Annotated in this window: 10 protein-coding genes; 7 read left to right on the forward strand and 3 right to left on the reverse strand. The window is 67.1% G+C overall.

Going from position 1 to position 17,406, the window contains the following annotated elements; translation table 11 throughout:
- Nucleotides 1-27 precede the first annotated feature (27 nt).
- Both GGD90_RS07040 and GGD90_RS07045 read left to right on the forward strand, forming a co-directional pair.
- Nucleotides 28-1,206 carry an efflux RND transporter periplasmic adaptor subunit gene (locus GGD90_RS07040; protein ID WP_153115566.1) on the forward strand — a complete coding sequence of 393 codons (1,179 nt, stop codon included), beginning with the start codon at nucleotides 28-30 and terminating at the stop codon, nucleotides 1,204-1,206.
- 97 nt (nucleotides 1,207-1,303) lie between these two features.
- A complete protein-coding gene (locus GGD90_RS07045; RefSeq protein ID WP_153115567.1) occupies nucleotides 1,304-4,384 on the forward strand; it encodes an efflux RND transporter permease subunit in 3,081 nt (1,026 codons plus the stop codon).
- A gap of 69 nt (nucleotides 4,385-4,453) precedes the next feature.
- Here the strand turns inward: GGD90_RS07045 and GGD90_RS07050 are convergent, their stop codons facing one another.
- Nucleotides 4,454-5,194: a YecA/YgfB family protein gene (locus GGD90_RS07050; protein WP_153115568.1), complete on the reverse strand. Its 741-nt coding sequence runs from the start codon at nucleotides 5,192-5,194 to the stop codon at nucleotides 4,454-4,456.
- Between the two features lie 4 nt (nucleotides 5,195-5,198).
- The gene (gene queF, locus GGD90_RS07055; RefSeq protein ID WP_153115569.1) at nucleotides 5,199-5,618 is read right to left on the reverse strand and encodes a preQ(1) synthase; all 420 of its coding nucleotides are present in this window, start codon (nucleotides 5,616-5,618) and stop codon (nucleotides 5,199-5,201) included.
- Nucleotides 5,619-5,756: 138 nt separating this feature from the next.
- Between queF and smc the strand changes: the two genes are divergently transcribed.
- The 5 genes from smc (at nucleotide 5,757) to GGD90_RS07080 (ending at nucleotide 14,683) form a co-directional block, all read left to right on the forward strand.
- Complete coding sequence (gene smc, locus GGD90_RS07060) at nucleotides 5,757-9,299, forward strand: chromosome segregation protein SMC (RefSeq protein ID WP_153115570.1); 3,543 nt, start codon at nucleotides 5,757-5,759, stop codon at nucleotides 9,297-9,299.
- Between the two features lie 8 nt (nucleotides 9,300-9,307).
- Nucleotides 9,308-10,843 carry a cell division protein ZipA C-terminal FtsZ-binding domain-containing protein gene (locus GGD90_RS07065; RefSeq protein WP_228273655.1) on the forward strand — a complete coding sequence of 512 codons (1,536 nt, stop codon included), beginning with the start codon at nucleotides 9,308-9,310 and terminating at the stop codon, nucleotides 10,841-10,843.
- Nucleotides 10,844-10,859: 16 nt separating this feature from the next.
- The gene (ligA, locus tag GGD90_RS07070; protein WP_153115571.1) at nucleotides 10,860-13,295 is read left to right on the forward strand and encodes an NAD-dependent DNA ligase LigA; all 2,436 of its coding nucleotides are present in this window, start codon (nucleotides 10,860-10,862) and stop codon (nucleotides 13,293-13,295) included.
- A gap of 82 nt (nucleotides 13,296-13,377) precedes the next feature.
- Nucleotides 13,378-13,926 carry a hypoxanthine-guanine phosphoribosyltransferase gene (locus tag GGD90_RS07075; RefSeq protein ID WP_153115572.1) on the forward strand — a complete coding sequence of 183 codons (549 nt, stop codon included), beginning with the start codon at nucleotides 13,378-13,380 and terminating at the stop codon, nucleotides 13,924-13,926.
- Nucleotide 13,927: 1 nt separating this feature from the next.
- The gene (locus tag GGD90_RS07080) at nucleotides 13,928-14,683 is read left to right on the forward strand and encodes an S-methyl-5'-thioinosine phosphorylase (protein ID WP_153115573.1); all 756 of its coding nucleotides are present in this window, start codon (nucleotides 13,928-13,930) and stop codon (nucleotides 14,681-14,683) included.
- Nucleotides 14,684-14,828: 145 nt separating this feature from the next.
- Here GGD90_RS07080 and GGD90_RS07085 read toward each other — a convergent pair whose 3' ends face one another.
- The gene (locus tag GGD90_RS07085; RefSeq protein WP_153115574.1) at nucleotides 14,829-17,405 is read right to left on the reverse strand and encodes a [protein-PII] uridylyltransferase; all 2,577 of its coding nucleotides are present in this window, start codon (nucleotides 17,403-17,405) and stop codon (nucleotides 14,829-14,831) included.
- Nucleotide 17,406: the final 1 nt, after the last annotated feature.

Here is a 17,406-nt window from a genome sequence, read left to right on the forward strand (position 1 = left end):
AGTTTCCGCTTCTTACGGTACTGACAAATGCAAAGATCCCGAATGCTGGCGCTGCTCGTGGCGGCGGTGATCCTTGCCGGTGCCGGCTACTGGTATCTGGGCGCGCACAAGGCCGTGCCGGGCAGCGAGGTGAAAGCTGCCGCGCCGGTACCGGTAAGGCTGGCGCAGGCGAAAATCGCCGACATCCCGGTCCTGCTTGAGGTCGTCGGCCGTGCCGAAGCCTACGAGAGCGTCACGCTGAAATCGCGGCTCGACGGACAGGTGGCGGCGGTGAGCTACAGCGAAGGACAGCATGTCAGGCAGGGCGACGTGCTGCTGCGGCTCGATCCGGCCGATTTTCAGGCGCGCCTGCAGCAGGCAGAGGCCAATCTGGCGCGCGACGAGGCGCAACTCGCCAAGGCGCGCGCCGACGTGCAGCGCTACGTGGCGCTCAATGGTCGCGGCTTCGTTTCCGAAGAAAAGGTCAATGAAGTGCGGACCGCCGAAGCGGCGGCACAGGCGAGCTTGCGCGCCGACCAGGCAGCGGCAGAACTGGCGCGCCTGCAGGTCTCCTACACGACGATTCGCGCGCCGTTTGCTGGCGTCGTCGGTGCGCGACTGGTTTTTCCGGGCACGGCGGTGAAGACCAACGACACTGCGCTGGCGGTGGTCAATCGCGTACGCCCGCTGTACGTGACTTTCTCCGTTCCCGAAAAGCATCTGCGGAAATTGCGTGCCGCGCTCGCCGCCGGTCCGCTGCCGGCGAGCGTGACGCTGCCGGGCAACAAGGAAGAGCGATTCGAGGCGCTGATCGGTTTCATCGACAACGCCGTCGACGCGACGACGGGCACCATCCAGGTGAAGGCGCGCCTCGACAACCAGGACGAGAAGCTGACGCCGGGGCAGTTCCTCAACGTCGCCCTGGCGCTCGACACTCTGACCGCTTCGGTGGTGGTGCCGGTTGAGGCGGTGCAGCAGGGGCCCGAAGGCAATTTCCTCTACGCCGTGCGTCAGGACAACAGCGTCGAAGTGCGCAAGATCGAGGTGCTGGCGAACTATCGCGGCCTCGCCGCGATCGGCAAGGGCGTCGCCGACGGCGAAACGGTCGTCACCGACGGCCAGCTCCGACTGAAAGCCGGTGCAACGGTGCTGGTGAAATCGCCGGCGCCAGAGGCCGGCGCGGAGCCGGCGAAGGCAGCGGTGACGCCTGCGGCGGCAGCGAAGTGACAGCCGGGATCAGCGCCGGGATGCGCGCCGGCAGGAGTTTTGTAGCAGGCGCTGAATCGCCGCCCGCAGCTAGCGACGCGGAAACGGGCGGCGGCGCATGAATCTGCCCGAACTGTGCATCCGCCGCCCGGTGATGACGACGCTGCTGATGGCTGCCTTCCTCATCTTCGGCATCATCGGCTACCGCGCACTGCCGGTGTCGGAACTGCCGAGCGTCGACTTTCCGACCATTTCGGTGAGCGCCAGTCTGCCCGGTGCCTCACCGGAGACGATGGCGGCGGCGGTGGCGACGCCGCTCGAAGGGCAGTTCTCGACCATCGCCGGGCTGGATTCGATGAGCTCGACCAGCGCCCAGGGATCGACCTCGATCACCCTGCAGTTCTCGCTCGACCGCGACATCGACGCCGCCGCGCAGGACGTGCAGTCGGCGATTTCGACGGCCTTGCGCAAGCTGCCGCCGAACATGCCGGCGCCCCCCTCGTTCCGCAAGGTGAACCCGGCCGATTCGCCGATCTTCTACATCGCGCTGTCGTCGCCGACGCTGCCGCTGCCGCTGGTCAACGAGTACGCGGAGACGCAGCTGGCGCAGCGTCTGTCGACCATCGCCGGCATCGCGCAGGTGCAGGTCTACGGCTCGCAGAAATTCGCCGTGCGCGTGCAGGCCAACCCCGATCAGCTCGCCAGTCGCGGCATCGGCCTCGACGAACTGCAGCAGGCGCTGGCGCAGAACAACGTCAACCAGCCGGTCGGTCAGCTCGACGGCGCCCGGCAGACCTTCGCCATCAAGGACGGCGGTCAGCTGACCACGGCCGTAGCCTACCGGCCGCTGATCGTCAGCTGGAAAAACGGCGCGCCGGTGCGGCTGGAAGAGGTGGCGACGCCGATCGACGGCGTCGAGAACGCGCGCATCGCCAGCTGGAACGTGGACAAGCGCGCCATCGTGCTGGCCGTGCAGCGCCAGCCGGGCGCCAACACCATCGAGACGGTCGATGCGATCAAGCGCGTGCTGCCATCGTTCCAGGCCAAGCTGCCGGCGGCGATCGAGATGACCGTGCTCTACGACCGCAGCGTGTCGATCCGCGAGGCAATCGAAGACGTGCAGTTCACGCTGATCCTCGCCGGCTTCCTGGTCATCCTCGTCATCCTGCTCTTCCTGCGCAATCTGTCGGCGACGCTGATCCCGAGTCTGGCGCTGCCGATCTCGGTCGTCGGCACCTTCGCGCTGATGTCGGTGCTCGGCTACAGCCTCGACAACCTCTCGCTGCTGGCGCTGACGCTCTCGGTCGGCTTCGTCGTCGACGACGCAATCGTGATGCTGGAGAACATCGTCCGTCACGTGGAAGAGGGCGAGCCGCCTTTCGAGGCGGCGATCAAGGGCGCGCGCGAGATCGGCTTCACCATCGTGTCGATGACCGTGTCGCTGATCGCGGTGTTCATCCCCGTGCTGTTCATGAGCGGCATCGTCGGCCGTCTGCTGCACGAGTTTGCCGTCACCATCTGCGCGGCGATTCTTGTTTCCGGGCTGGTCTCGCTGACGCTGACGCCGATGTTGTGCAGCCGCTACATCAGGCCTGCCGATGTGGCAACGCATGGCCGCGTTTTCATGCTGTTCGAGCGCTTTTTCGCGGCGCTGCTCGCCGCCTACGAACGAACGCTGCGCGTGGCGCTGGCGCATCCGCGCGCGGTGCTGGCGAGCTTTGTCGCGACGCTTGCCGCGACCGGGCTGCTGTTTACCTTCGTGCCCAAGGATTTCCTGCCGAGCGGCGACAGCGGCCAGATCATTGCCTTCACCGAAGCCGCTCAGGACGCGTCGTTTGCCTCGATGGTCGAGCACCAGCGCGCCGTCGCCGAAATCGTCGCACAGGACCCGGACATCCGCTCGTTCATGTCGGCGGTCGGTGCCGGCGGCGCCCGGCCGACGGCCAATACCGGAACGATCTTCATGGTATTGAAACCGCGCGAGGAGCGGCAGGCGTCGGCCGACGAGATCATCCAGCGCTTGCGGCCAAAGCTCGCTGCGGTGCCGGGAATCAAGACCTACATGCAGAATCCGCCGACCATCCGTATCGGCGGTCAGGTGACGGCGGCGCAATACCAATACACGCTGCAGGACACCGATCTCGACGAGCTCTACCAGTGGGCGGCAAGCTTGACTGAACGCACCCGGCAGTTGCCGGGCTTTGTCGACGTCACCAACAACCTCAACAATCTCAGCCCGGTGGTCGCGCTCGACATCGACCGCGACAAGCTGGCCAGCCTCGGCCTTAGCTACGGCCAGGTCGAGGATGCCCTGCAGAGCGCGTTCAGCGCCCGCCAGGTGTCGACCATCTACGGCTCGACCGCGCAGTATCAGGTGATTCTCGAACTCGCCCCCGAATTCCAGTCTTCACCGGAGACGCTGTCGCGGCTCTACGTGCGCAGCAGTAGCGGCAAGCTGATTCCGCTCGATACCGTGGCGCGCTTCAGCCGCAAGACGCAGTCGCTGACGGTCAATCACCAGGGGCAGCTGCCGTCGGTGACGATTTCGTTCAACCTCCTGCCCGGCGTTTCGCTCGGCGAGGCGGTCGACCGGATCAAGGCGCTGGAGCAGGAAGTGCGCGTGCCGGTGTCGCTCAACACCAGCCTGCAAGGCACCGCGCAGGCCTTCCAGTCGTCGCTGGGCGGTCTCGGCGGTCTGCTGCTGGTGGCGATCCTCGTCGTCTACCTGATCCTCGGCATCCTCTATGAGAGCTTCATCCACCCACTGACGATTCTCTCGGGCCTGCCGGCCGCGGCGCTCGGCGCGCTGCTGACGCTGCTCGTTTTCGGCGTCGACCTCAGTCTCTACGCCTTCGTCGGCATCATCATGCTGATCGGTATCGTCAAGAAGAACGCGATCATGATGATCGACTTCGCGCTGGAGCGGCAGCGCGGCGAAGGCATGGCCGCTGCCGAGGCGATCTACCAGGCCTGCGTCATCCGTTTTCGGCCGATCATGATGACCACCATGGCGGCACTGGTCGGCACGCTGCCGATCGCCATCGGCCTCGGCGCCGGCGCCGAGGTGCGGCGGCCGCTCGGTCTGGCGGTCGTTGGTGGCCTGTTGCTGTCGCAGTTCCTCACCCTCTATCTGACGCCGGTCATCTATCTCTACCTCGAGCGTTTTTCCCGACCGGGCGCGGCGACGCAAAAGGTCTGAGCAAACAAAACGGGCCGGAACATGTCCGGCCCGCGAGTTCAGGCGTGACGCCGTGCAGTGCAGTGTCGATTACTCGACGGCACCACAGCACTGCTTGAACTTCTTGCCGCTGCCGCAGGGGCAAGGGTCGTTGCGGCCGACTTTCGGCACCTCGCGGCGCTGCGTGCCGGTACCGCGCTTGGCCAGCCAGAAGCGGTAGATTTCGCTCGCGGCGTAAGGCAGGTTCTCCTCGCACTCGCGTTCCATCTTTTCGAGCTCTTCGCCGCTCGGCCACTCTTCGCCGTGCTCGCGTGCCGCCGTTTCGGCTTCGCCGGTGAGCAGCATCATCGGGAACAGGCGTTCGTCGAGGTAATCGAGTTCGTCCTGTGCCGTTTCGGCCGCCGGGTCGTTGCCTTCGGCTTCGCTTTCGAGCGCTTCGAACCAGTCTTCGGGCGAAGCGTCGACGGCAAAGAGATAGGCCTCACACCAGGGGCTGAAATCGTTCGGCGCCGCTTCCTCGCCGTCGCGCGCGTAGAGCAGCAGCGTCGGCGGTTCGCCGCTGGCGAGCACGGCTTCAAGTTCCTGCGTGAAGCGGCGCAGCAGATCGCTGGCTTCGCGACCGACTTCGCTGGCGACGGCTTCCTCGCTGCCGAGGATTTCGGCGAGGCGCTCTTCCTCGGGCACCGCTTGCGGACCGGACAGCGCCGCGCACAGGTAGCCCTGGATTTCGTCGAGGCGCATCGGTTCGGGCAGGCTCGGGTCGTCGAGCAGGATCTCGAGGCGGTCGAGATCAGCCTCGCTGAGCGGGAGGAGGGTGTTGGTCGCAGACATCGGTTCAGCCCCGGGTATTGGATTGGATTGCGAATTCGGCGAGCTCGACCTTTTCGGCCGGTTGCCAGCCCGGCTTGCGGTGTTCGGCGACGACGTTGGTGAAGATGCCGCCGCGCACGTAGAAGCGCGCGGTCAGGCGCATGAAGCGCGGCTTCACCGCGGCGACCAGATCGTCGAGGATGCGGTTGGTGACGGCTTCGTGAAAACAGCCTTCGTTGCGGTACGACCAGACGTAGAGCTTGAGACTTTTCAGCTCGACACAGAGCTCGTCGGGGACATAGTCGAGCACCAGTGTGGCGAAGTCGGGCTGGCCGGTTTTCGGGCACAGGCAGGTGAATTCCGGAATCTCCATGTGAATCTGGAAATCGCGTTGCGGTGCCGGGTTGGCAAAGGTCTCGAGGGTCTTTGTGGGCTCGGTGGTCATGAGGTTTCCGTGAGTTTGCGGGGCGCGGAGGGCGCGGTCGAGGTGCTATTATAGGCGGCCCTCGGCGCCAGTGCGGCGTCATGCCTTGTTCTTCCGCGTCTTCATCTGTGCGCCGCTGCGGGCGGCGCGCTTCATTTCATGCGTCTGACCAAGCTCAAACTCGCCGGCTTCAAGTCCTTCGTCGACCCCACCACCATCGCCTTGCCGGGGCAGTTGGTCGGCGTCGTTGGTCCCAATGGTTGCGGCAAGTCGAATGTCATGGACGCGGTGCGCTGGGTGCTCGGCGAGTCGAAGGCCTCGGAACTGCGCGGCGAGTCGATGCAGGACGTGATCTTCAACGGCTCGGGCGAGCGCAAGCCGGTGTCGCGCGCCTCGGTCGAGATGATCTTCGACAACTCGCTCGGCCGCGTCGGCGGCCAGTGGTCGCAGTACGCCGACCTCTCGGTCAAGCGCGTGCTGACGCGCGCCGGCCAGTCCGAGTACTACATCAACAACCAGCACGTGCGGCGCAAGGACGTCACCGACCTGTTCCTCGGTACCGGCCTCGGCCCGCGCGCCTACGCCATCATCGGCCAGGGGATGATCTCGCGCATCATCGAGGCGCGCCCCGACGAGCTGCGCGTCTTCCTCGAGGAAGCGGCCGGCGTCACCAAGTACAAGGAGCGCCGGCGCGAGACCGAGAACCGCATCGCCGACACGCGCGACAACCTGTTGCGCGTCGAGGACATCCGCCAGGAACTCGCCGGCCAGATGGATCGGCTGGAAGCGCAGGCGGCCGTGGCGCGGCAGTACCGGCAGTTCAGCGAGGATCTGGTGCGTCGCCAGCAACTGCTCTGGCTGTTGCGGCGCAACGAGGCACAGGTCGAGCGCGAGCGCCTCGCTGCCGAACTCGGCCGTGCCGCCGCCGATCAGGACGAGCGTGTTGCCGCCTTGCGCCAGACCGAGGCGGTGCTCACCGCAACGCGTGAGGCGGTTTTTGCCGCCAGCGACGCGCTGCAGCAGGCGCAGGCCGGGCTGTTCGAGGCCAACGCCGAAGTGGTGCGCCTCGAGGCCGAAATCCGGCATCGGCGCGAAGCGCGCCATGAATACGAAAACCGGCTGACGCAGCTGGCCGACGACCGCGAGCACTGGCGCGAACAGGTTGACAAGCTAGCCGCCGACGAAAAACGCTGGCGCGGACTGGCCGCTGCTGCTGCCGAGCGCGTCGAGGAAGAATCGATGCGCGTCGAGATGCTGCGCGAGCGCCTGCCGCAGGCCGAGGCTGCCCACGCCGCAGCACGCGATCTGGTCGGCCGCGAACGCGCCGGACTGTCGGCGCTGGAACAGCGCCTGCACGTCGAGCAGGCCAACCTTGGTCACGCGCAGCGCTCGCTGCTCATGCTCGCCGGCCGCCGTGAGCGGCTGCAGCAGGAGCGCGCCGCGCTGCCAACGCCGGACGCCGACGAATATGCGCTGCATCAGGAGATGCTCGGCGAGCTGAAGCTGCGCGTCAGCGATGCGCAGGACGAACTGGCGGCGTTGCAGCAGCAGCTGCCGCAGCTCGAACAGGCGCGGCGCGCGGCCTTTGCCACCGTGCAGCAGGCGCAGAAGGAACGCGCCGACACCAGCGCACGCCGCGCCGCGCTCGAACAGCTGCAGCAACGCGTTGCCGGCAGCGGCGACCGTGCCGGCTGGCTGCGCCGTCACCATCTTGAAGGGCGAGCGCCGCTGTGGAAATCGCTGCACGTCGATGCCGGCTGGGAAGACGCGGTCGAAGCGCTGCTGCGCGAGCGCCTGTCGGCGATCGTCGCCGATCAGGGCGACGCCGCCTGGGCCAAGGACCGGCCGCCGGCGCGGCTGGCCCTGTTGCTGCCCAGGCAGGCGGCGGCCGACGAGGCCGATGGTAAGGCGGATGTCGATGCCGAAGGCGCGGCCGGCGCAGTCCGTGAGCCGCTGGCGGCGCATGTCCACTGCACTGATCCGGCGCTGGCCGGCATCCTCGCCAACTGGCTCGCCGACGTCGGCAGCGCGCCCGACCTGGCAACGGCCCTGGCGCGACGCGCTGCGCTTTCCGGCCGTGCCTGTATCGTCACGCCGGCCGGCGACATCGTCAGCCAGTCCGGCGTCGTGCTTTTTGCGCCCGACGCCGGTGAACACGGTCTGCTCGAACGGCAGCGCGAGATCGAAGCGCTGGCCAGACAGCTCGACGAGCGGCAGGCGGCGGTCGAAGCCGCACAGGCGGCGCTGGCCGAAAGCGAAGCGCAGCTGCTCGAAACGCAGCAGTCGGTACAGTCCGCGCGCGCGCGGCTCGACCATGCGCAGGACGAAGCGCACGCGCTGCAGGTCGAATCGCTGAAACTGGCGCAGGCAATCGAGCGGCACCGCGAACGGCAGGCGCAGATCGACCAGGCGCTCGCCGAAATGGCCGAGGAAGAGGAAGGCGAGCAGGAACGCCGCTTCATCGCCGAACAGGCGATCGACGAAGTGCGCGCGCAGATGGACGACGCGCAGGCGCTGCTCGACGCGGCGCGCGCCGCCTTCGAAGACGCCGAGCGGCGCTTCCGCGACGAACGCGAACAGGTCGCCGGCGGCGAACGCGAGTTGCGCGAGGCACAGTTCCGCGAACGCGAGTGCCGCAACAAGCTCGACGAGATCGCCGGTCAGCAGGATCTGGCGCAGACGCAGCTCGAACGCATCGACGACGAAGTGGCGCGCTGCACCGAAAGCGTCAGCGCGCAGCACGCCGAAGACCTCGAGCCGGCGCTGCAGACAGCGCTGGCCGCGCGCGTTGCCGCCGAGCATGCGCTGGCTGCGGCGCGCGACGCGCAGGAAGCGGCCACCGGTCGGCAGCGCGAACTTGAAGAGTCGCGGCTCGCCATCGAGCGCAGTCTCGATCCCTTGCGCGAGCGCATCGGCGAACTGCGCCTCAAGGAGCAGGCCGCCGCGCTCAACGCCGCGCAACTCGCCGAGCAACTGCTCGAATCGGGCGCCGACGAAGCCGCGCTGCTGCCCGAACTGGCCGGCGCCCGCGCCAACAGTCTGCAGAACACGATCAACCAGCTGCAGAAAGCGATCGACGCGCTTGGCGCGGTGAACCTCGCCGCGCTCGACGAACTCGAGGCGGCGCGCGAGCGCAAGGGCTACCTCGACGCGCAGGCGGAAGACCTGACGCAGGCAATGACGACGCTGGAAAACGCCATCCGCCGCATCGACCGCGAAACGCGCGAACTGCTGCAGAACACCTTCGATTCGGTGAACGCGAGCTTCGGCGAACTGTTCCCGCGTCTGTTCGGCGGCGGCGAAGCGCGGCTGATCATGACCGGCGACGAAATCCTCGACGCTGGCGTGCAGGTGATGGCGCAACCGCCGGGCAAGAAGAATTCGACGATCCAGCTGCTTTCGGGCGGCGAGAAGGCGCTGACCGCCATCGCGCTGGTGTTCGCCATCTTCCGCCTCAACCCGGCGCCGTTCTGCCTGCTTGACGAGGTCGACGCGCCGCTCGACGATACCAATACCGAACGCTTCTGCGAACTGGTCCGCCACATGTCGTCGCAGACGCAATTCCTGTTTATCAGCCACAACAAGATCGCGATGGAAATGGCGCAGCAACTCGTCGGAGTGACCATGCAGGAGTCCGGCGTTTCGCGCATCGTCGACGTCGATATCGCCGAAGCCTTGCGCATGCGCGAGCAGCTTGGCTAGGAGCCGCGATGAACGAACTGCAACTTGGAATGCTCGGTCTCGGCGTCGCTGCCGTTGCCGGCGTCGTGTTTTTCAACAAATGGCAGGAACGCAAGCAGCGGCAGGTCGCCGAACGCGTGCTCGAACGTGGCCACGCCGACGTGCTGCTTGACGCTGCACCGGCGACAACGGCCGGGTCTGCCAGCGCCGTGCCGGGCTTTGCCGCCGACATGGACGCTTTCGCGCCGAAGGACGATGCCACGATTGACTCCTTTTCGGCGATCGACGATGTCGATCCCGCCGACAGCGGACTCAGCTTTGGCGCCAACGACGCGCCTGCCGCAGCGGCAACCGCAGCGGCCGTGGTGCTGCCGGCAGCGCTGACGGCGACCGACGGGCGAATCGAACCGAAGCTTGGCACTGCCGACGTCGCAGCGACCGGCGCGACGCTCTCAAATGCGGCGCTCATCGCCGAGCGCGGCGCAGAACACCCGGCGGCGGCCGGTCTGGCGGGGCGTCAAGGCGATCCGGCAGCGCTTGCCTCTGCGCCACCTTCCGCACCGGCGAGCGCTCCCCAGTTCGCCACGGCGAATCCCCCGGCCACACTCGCCGTTGCCGGCGCAGCGAAAGACCGCAGCGCTGCTCCCGTAGTCGCGGCGCGCGACAATGCCGCCCCCGCCCCCGCCCCGGTGCCGGCGGCGCCAAGCCCGGCAAGCCTTGCCGCGCGCGAAACGGCTTCCGCGCAGCTATTGCTCTCGCCGCTGGTCGATTACATCGCCGTCATCGACGCCGCCGACCCGGCTTCGGCCAGCCAGTTGCTGCGTTCGCAGCGCGCGGCACTGGCGCGGCTGCGCAAGCCGGTGCGCTGGCTCGGCTGCAATGAACGCACGCGTGAATGGGAGCCGCTGCGCGAGGATTCCGTAGCCGAATACCGGCGCCTGCGCGTCGGCTTGCAGCTGGTCGACCGGCGCGGACCGGTCAATGAGGTGGAACTGGCGATCTTTCAACGCGCCATGCAGGATCTTGCCGACGAACTGATCGCGGTGATCGATCTGGCACCGGCGCAACCGGCGCTCGAGGCGGCAGCCAGTCTCGACGGCTTTTGCGCTGACGTCGACATCCAGATCGGCATCAACGTCATCAGCCAGGGGCTGCCGTTTCCCGGTTCCAAGCTGCGCGCGCTCGCCGAGGCGGCGGGGATGCTGCTTGACGGCGAGGGTCGTTTCGTCCGTCGCGACGACGACGGGCAGGCCTTGTTCGTTCTCAGCAACCAGGAGTCGGGCGGTTTTCCCGGCGAGGAACTGAAGACGCTGACGACGCACGGTGTCACCTTCCTGCTCGACGTGCCGCGCGTCGCGCACGGCGACCGCGTCTTCGCGCAGATGCTCGAACTGGCGCGGCGCTTCGCGGCAACGCTGCACGGAGCGCTGGTCGATGACAACCGCCGGCCACTGGCCGAAGGCGCGCTCGAGCCGATCCGGCGCGCCATTGCGCAAAGCCAGGCGGCGATGGCCGCGCGCCAGGTTCCTGCCGGCAGTGCGCTGGCGCAGCGTCTGTTCGCCTGAACGAGCGAAGCACGGCATGGCAGACGGCTTCAATCCACTTGAGCGCGCGCGCTGGCTGCGCGCCGAGATCGAGCGGCATAACCGCGCTTACTACGAGCTCGACTCGCCGCTCATCAGCGACGCCGAGTACGACGCGCTGTTCCGCGAGTTGCTGGCGATCGAGGACGCCGATCCGGCGCTGCGGACTCCCGATTCGCCGACGCAGCGCGTTGGTGGTGCGCCGCTGCCCGAGTTTTCGCCGGTTCGCCACGCACAGCCGATGCTGTCGATCCGTACCGAGACCGATTTCGGCGAAGGCGGCGCGCTGGCCTTCGATGCGCGTGTGCGCCGCGAGCTGAAACTTGCCGACGACGCGCCGCCGGTCGAGTACTGCGCCGAACTCAAGTTCGACGGCCTGGCGATGAACCTGCGCTACGAGCATGGTGTGCTGGTACTGGCGGCGACGCGTGGTGACGGTGAAACCGGCGAGGACGTGACGCAGAACGTGCGCACCATCCGCGAGTTGCCGCTGCGCCTCAAGGGCGAGGCGCCGGCGGTACTTGAAGTGCGCGGCGAGGTGTATATGCGCCACGACGACTTCGCACGTTACAACGCCGCGGCCACAGAGCGCGGCGAGAAAACGCTGGTCAACCCGCGCAACGGCGCCGCCGGCAGCATCCGCCAGCTCGACCCTCGGATCGCCGCCAGCCGGCCGCTCTCATTCTTTGCCTACGGCCTTGGCGAAACGCAGGGCTGGACGCTACCGGCGACGCACGCCGGCATTCTCGACGCGCTGGCAGACTTCGGTATTCCGGTTTGCGGCGAACGCGTCATCACCGCCGGTGCCGATGGCCTGGTGGCGTTTCACCGGCATGTCGGCGAGGCGCGGGCGACGCTGCCTTTTGCCATCGATGGTGTCGTGTACAAGCTCAATTCGCTGGCGCTGCAGGAGCAGCTCGGCTTCATCACGCGCGAGCCGCGCTGGGCGGTGGCGCACAAATTCCCGGCCGAGGAGGCGACGACCACGGTGCTGGCGATCGAGGTGCAGGTCGGCCGCACCGGCGCGATCACGCCGGTGGCGCGGCTGGCACCGGTCTTCGTCGGCGGCGTCACTGTCACCAACGCGACGCTGCACAACGAGGACGAGGTCTGGCGCAAGGACGTTCGTGTCGGCGACACGGTGATCGTTCGCCGCGCCGGCGACGTGATTCCCGAGGTGGTCGGCGTCGTTGTCGAGCGCCGGCCGCCGGGCGCGGAAGCTTTCAGGATGAAAGATACCTGTCCGGTCTGCGGCGCGCACACGGTACGCGAACCGGGCGAAGCGGTGACGCGCTGTTCCGGCGGCTTCTCGTGCCGTGCGCAGCGTATCCAGGCGATCCTGCATTTCGCCGGCCGCCGCATGATGGATATCGAGGGTCTGGGCGAGCGCTACGTCGAGCGCCTGGTCGAGTTCGACTACGTGCATGGCGTCGCTGACCTGTACCGGCTTACGCTCGGCGACCTGCTGGAAATGAAGCAGCGCGCCGACGAGCGCGACGGCACGGTGCCGGAAACGGTCAAGGCCGGGCAGACGCCGACGCGCTGGGCCGAAAACCTGCTTGCCGGCATCGCCGCCAGTCGCCGGCCGACGCTGGCGCGCCTGCTGTTCGCTCTCGGCATCCGCCACGTCGGCGAGTCGACGGCGAAGACGCTGGCCGACTGGCTCGGCAGTATCGAGCGCGTGCGCCGCGCACCGGCGCCGCTGCTCGCCGTCTTGCCGGACATCGGCGCCACGGTGGCGGCGGCGATTGCCGATTTCTTTGCCGAAGAACGCAATGTGCGTGCGGTCGACGAGCTGTTGTGCCCGGAAATCGGCGTTGCCCCGGCCGACGAGCACGCGCCGCGACCCGGCCTGGGCGAACGCCTGGGCTGGGCCGAACTCTATGCCGTTCTCGGCGTGCCGCGCCTGACGCCGCTGCGCGCCAAACAACTCGCCGCCGTCGTCGACGGCGCGACGCTTGCGCGCGAGGGCGTCAACGAGCCGCTACTGAGCGACGCGGGCCTTCCCGCCGACGTCCTCGCGGCGCTCGCTGACTGGCTGCAGGGGCGCGGTCACCGTGGCCTGCTTGCCGCCGTCGCGGCCCGGCGCGACGAACTACTCGCCGCCTTGCCGCCCGCGTCGGCACTGTTGCCGGCTGCTGCACCACTGGACGGCAAGACATTCGTCCTTACCGGAACCCTGCCGACGCTGACACGCGACGAGGCGAAGGCGCTGATCGAGGCGGCGGGCGGTCGTGTCAGCGCTTCGGTATCGAAGAAGAGCGATTACGTCGTTGCCGGCGCCGAAGCCGGCAGCAAGCTCGAGCGCGCGCGCGAACTCGGCGTTGCCGTCATCGATGAGGCCGCGCTGCGCGATCTCCTCGCCCGGCAGCAATCCCCGCAGTTGCCCGGAGAAACTGTGGAACAGGCAGCGGAACGGGCAGAGCATTCATGAAACCGCCGGCAGGGCGCCAAGCCAGGGCGATGGCGCCGCCGCCGGCTCCGATTATCTTCACCACCTCGACTGAGACATTGATATGGGAAACAAGAAGACTCCCGAGGCGATCCTCGCCTCGGCCGAACTGGTTCATTCCGCCGAGACAGTCAGCGCCGCGGTCAGCCGCGTTGCTGCCGAAGTGACGGCGAAGCTCGCCGACACGCATCCGCTGCTGCTCTGTGTGATGAGCGGCGGCGTGCCCTTCGCCGGCCAGCTGATGACGCAGCTCAACTTTCCGCTCGATTTCGATTACCTGCACGTCACGCGCTATGGTCAGGACACGGCCGGTGGCGCGCTGTCCTGGCGCGCCGCGCCGTGGACGCCGGTGAAGGGGCGTACCGTGCTCATCGTCGACGACATTCTTGACGAAGGGCTGACCCTCGCCGCGGTGCGCGAGCGCATGCTGCAACTCGGGGCGACCGCGTGCTACACGGCGGTGGCGACGGAAAAGGAAAACGGCAAGGACAAGCCGATCCGCGCCGATTTCGTCGCGCTGAGCGTTCCCGATCGCTTCGTTTTCGGCTATGGCATGGATGCCTACGGTCACTGGCGCAATCTGCCGGCGATCTACGCGATGGGAGACGACTGAGATGCTGGCAATCATTGGTGGCAGCGGCCTGACGCAATTCGCGCATCTTGGCGTTTCGCGCCGTGAAGTCGTGCGCACGCCTTACGGCGAGCCTTCGGGTGCGATCACTTTCGGCGAGCTGCGCGGGCAGTCGGTGGCCTTCCTCGCCCGTCACGGTTACGGGCACACGATCCCGCCGCACGAGATCAACTATCGCGCCAACCTGTGGGCGCTGCGCGAATGCGGCGCGCGCGGCATCATCGCGGTCGCCTCGGTCGGCAGCATCCGTCCCGACCTGAAGCCCGGCGACATCGTCATTCCGCACCAGATCATTGACTACACCTGGGGGCGCAAGTCGACCTTCCATGAGGGCACCGACTGCACGGTGACGCACATCGACTTCACCGAGCCTTACGATCGCGATCTGCGTGCGCGCCTGATCGCCGCCGCTGCCGCGGTCGGCGTTGACGCCAGCGACTCGGGCGTCTATGCGGCAACGCAGGGCCCGCGTCTGGAATCCGCTGCCGAAATCAACCGCTACGAGCGTGATGGCGCCGATCTGGTCGGCATGACCGGCATGCCGGAAGCGGCGCTGGCGCGCGAACTTGATCTGCCGTACGCGGCGATCAACGTCGTCGCCAATCTGGCTGCCGGTCGCGGCGACAGCAGTGAAGGCATCAGTTTCGAAGCCATCCAGGCCGTGCTCGAAGTGTCGATGGGGCAGGTGCGCGCGATCATCGAACACATGGTTGCCGGCGAAGCGCCGCTCGGCGCCTGATTTTGCTGGCGGGGGGCGGCTTGCGCTCGGTTCCCGCCAGCGCTTCGATCGCGGGGCCGCTTGCTGTCGGGTGGCCTGGCGTCGCTTTGCCAAAGTGGATCACGGTGCGGCAGGCACCAGCGCGCCAGCCGGATCGGCGCGGCCGCTAGATGCGCAGCTGGTCGACGAGGTCGGTTTCCAGACGGATGCGGCCGCTGCTCTCACTGAGGTCGCCGCCACTGACCAGGAAAGTATCCTCGACGCGCTCGCCGAGCGTCGAAATCTTTGCCGTGTGCAACTGCGCGCCGTGTGCGGCGAGCGTCATCGCCACGCCGTAGAGCAGCCCCGGCCGGTCGGCGGCACTGATCGACAGGATGTAGCGCGCGCCACGGTCGTCGGCCTTGATGCCGACGCTCGGTTCGATCGGGAAATGCCGGACCTGCCGCGAAACACGCCCCGACGCCGGTGCCTCGGGTGGTCGCTGCACGAGCAGCAGCGCCGCCAGCTCGTGCTCGATGTAACCGATCATCTCGCGGTCGCTGTCCCGGCCGCTGACGTCCTGCATGATGAAGCTGTCGAGCGCGTAGCCGTGGCGGGTGGTGTGGATCTTGGCGTCGAGAATCGTATAGCCGGCGCGGGCAAAGAAGCCGACCAGCCGCGCGAACAGATCGGGCTGGTCGTGCGTGTAGACCATCACTTCCAGTCCGACGCCTTGCGCATTCAGGCGCGCCTTGACCACCGGCTTGTGCTCGTCGATGCGGTAATGCAGCGAGCGCGTGTGCCAGGCAATTTCGTCCGAGGAATGGCGCAGGAAATAAACGGTGTCGAGCTGTTTCCACAGGCGCTCGTGCACCGTGTCGGAGAGGGCGAAGTAGCGCAGCAGACGCATTGCGTCCTGTTGCCTTTCCTCGATGATGCCCTGCGCCGGTCGGGCTTCACCGCCGTTGGCCAGCAGTTTGCGTGTGGCACTGTAGAGCTCTTCCAGCAGCTGGCCTTTCCAGGCGTTCCAGACCTTCGGGCTGGTGCCGCGGATGTCGGCGACGGTAAACAGATAGAGCGCCGTCAGATGCCGTTCGTCGCCGACGACGGCGGCGAAGGCGGCGACCGTATCGGGGTCGGAGACATCCTGTTTTTGCGCCACGTGCGACATCAGCAGATGCCGGCGCACGATCCAGACGATCAGCTCGCTGTCTTCCGGGCCAAGGCCGTGACGATCGCAGAACTCCTGTGCGTCAACCGTGCCGAGTTCGGAATGGTCGCCGCCACGGCCTTTGGCGATATCGTGGAAGAGGGCGGCGATGTAGAGCAGCCAGGGGCGCTCGAAGTCGCTGATCAGGCGGCTGCACACCGGGTATTCATGCGCGAACTCGTGCATGGTGAAGCGGCGCAGGTTGCGGATCACCTGCATGATGTGCTGATCGACGGTGTAGACGTGAAACAGGTCGTGCTGCATCTGGCCGACGATCTGGCCGAAATTCGGCAGGTAGCGCCCAAGCACGCCGAGCCGGTTCATGCGCCGCAACTCGTGCACCAGTCCGCGCGGCTGCTGGAATATCTGCAGGAAGTTGGCGCGGTTGTGCGCATCGGCGCGGAAGTGTTCGTCGATCAGCTCGTTGGCGCGCCACAGCGCACGTAGCGTACGTGCCGTCATCGCCTGCAGCTCGGCGTGCTGCTCCATGAGCAGGAAACTCTCAAGGATCGCGCCCGGCGTTTCGTCGAAAACAGCTTCATGCACGATGTCGAGCAAATCACCGCGCGCCTGGAAACGCGCGTTGATCGGCTGCGGCGTCTGTTCCACAGCCGGCAGCAGTACGGCGGCGAGGTTGAGCAGCAGGATGGTGTTGAGTTGGGTGACGTTCTTCGCCGTGCGGTAATACGCCTGCATCAGCTCTTCGCTCGGGCGCCGTGTCGCCGAGCCGCTGAAACCGAGTTCGCCGGCCAGCGCAGTCTGGTAGTCGAAGAGCAGGCGGTCTTCGCGCCGGCCGAGTTGCAGGTGCAGGTGGATGCGCAGGCGGCGCAGGAAACCTTCGCAGCGTTCCAGCCGGCGTTCTTCCTCGCGCGTGATCAGGCCGTGCCGTTCGAGTTCGCGCCAGTGGCCGCCGTAGCCGGCCGCCTGCGTGATCCACAGGATCATCTGCAGGTCGCGCAGTCCGCCGGGGCTTTCCTTGCAGTTCGGTTCAAGGCTGTACGGCGTCTCCTGGAAGCGCTGGTAGCGTTCTTCCTGCTCGAGACGCTTGGCGCGGAAGAAGGCAGGCAGATCAAGCGCGTTGGCGAAGTGCTCGCGGAACTCGCCGAACAAGGTTTCGTCGCCGCTGAGCAGGCGCGCTTCGATCAGGGCGGTGCGCACGGTGACGTCGGCTGCCGCTTCGGCCAGACATTCGTCGAGCGTACGGACGCTGTGCCCGATTTCAAGGCCGATGTCCCAGAAGAAACCGACCAGACGTTCGATCTGCGCCTGCAGGTCGGCGTCGGGCGTTTCCGGCAGGAGCAGCAGCAGATCAATGTCGGAGGCCGGGTACAGCTCGCCCCGGCCGTAGCCGCCGACGGCGATCAAGGCCAGTGAGGCGGGCAGTTCCAGTTCGTGCCATAGGTCGCGGAGAATGTCGTCGACCAGCCGGCAGCGCCGTTGCAGCAGGCGCCGCGCGTCGTTATCGACACGAAAGCGCTCGCAGATGATCTGCTGGCCTTCACGCAGGCGCGCTTTGTAACGCGGCAGCGGGACTTGCCGCGACGGCTGGTTCATG

Origin of the sequence: Rhodocyclus tenuis, assembly GCF_014197755.1 — a bacterium.
In the GTDB taxonomy this organism is placed as follows: domain Bacteria; phylum Pseudomonadota; class Gammaproteobacteria; order Burkholderiales; family Rhodocyclaceae; genus Rhodocyclus; species Rhodocyclus tenuis.

What these genes read in the sequence shown, in the direction of transcription:
- GGD90_RS07085 (WP_153115574.1), bottom strand. Translation starts at nt 17,405, where the DNA reads ATGAACCAGCCGTCGCGGCAAGTCCCGCTGCCGCGTTACAAAGCGCGC.
- GGD90_RS07075 (WP_153115572.1), top strand. Translation starts at nt 13,378, where the DNA reads ATGGGAAACAAGAAGACTCCCGAGGCGATCCTCGCCTCGGCCGAACTG.
- queF (WP_153115569.1), bottom strand. Translation starts at nt 5,618, where the DNA reads ATGACCACCGAGCCCACAAAGACCCTCGAGACCTTTGCCAACCCGGCA.
- GGD90_RS07040 (WP_153115566.1), top strand. Translation starts at nt 28, where the DNA reads ATGCAAAGATCCCGAATGCTGGCGCTGCTCGTGGCGGCGGTGATCCTT.
- ligA (WP_153115571.1), top strand. Translation starts at nt 10,860, where the DNA reads ATGGCAGACGGCTTCAATCCACTTGAGCGCGCGCGCTGGCTGCGCGCC.
- smc (WP_153115570.1), top strand. Translation starts at nt 5,757, where the DNA reads ATGCGTCTGACCAAGCTCAAACTCGCCGGCTTCAAGTCCTTCGTCGAC.
- GGD90_RS07050 (WP_153115568.1), bottom strand. Translation starts at nt 5,194, where the DNA reads ATGTCTGCGACCAACACCCTCCTCCCGCTCAGCGAGGCTGATCTCGAC.
- GGD90_RS07045 (WP_153115567.1), top strand. Translation starts at nt 1,304, where the DNA reads ATGAATCTGCCCGAACTGTGCATCCGCCGCCCGGTGATGACGACGCTG.
- GGD90_RS07065 (WP_228273655.1), top strand. Translation starts at nt 9,308, where the DNA reads ATGAACGAACTGCAACTTGGAATGCTCGGTCTCGGCGTCGCTGCCGTT.
- GGD90_RS07080 (WP_153115573.1), top strand. Translation starts at nt 13,928, where the DNA reads ATGCTGGCAATCATTGGTGGCAGCGGCCTGACGCAATTCGCGCATCTT.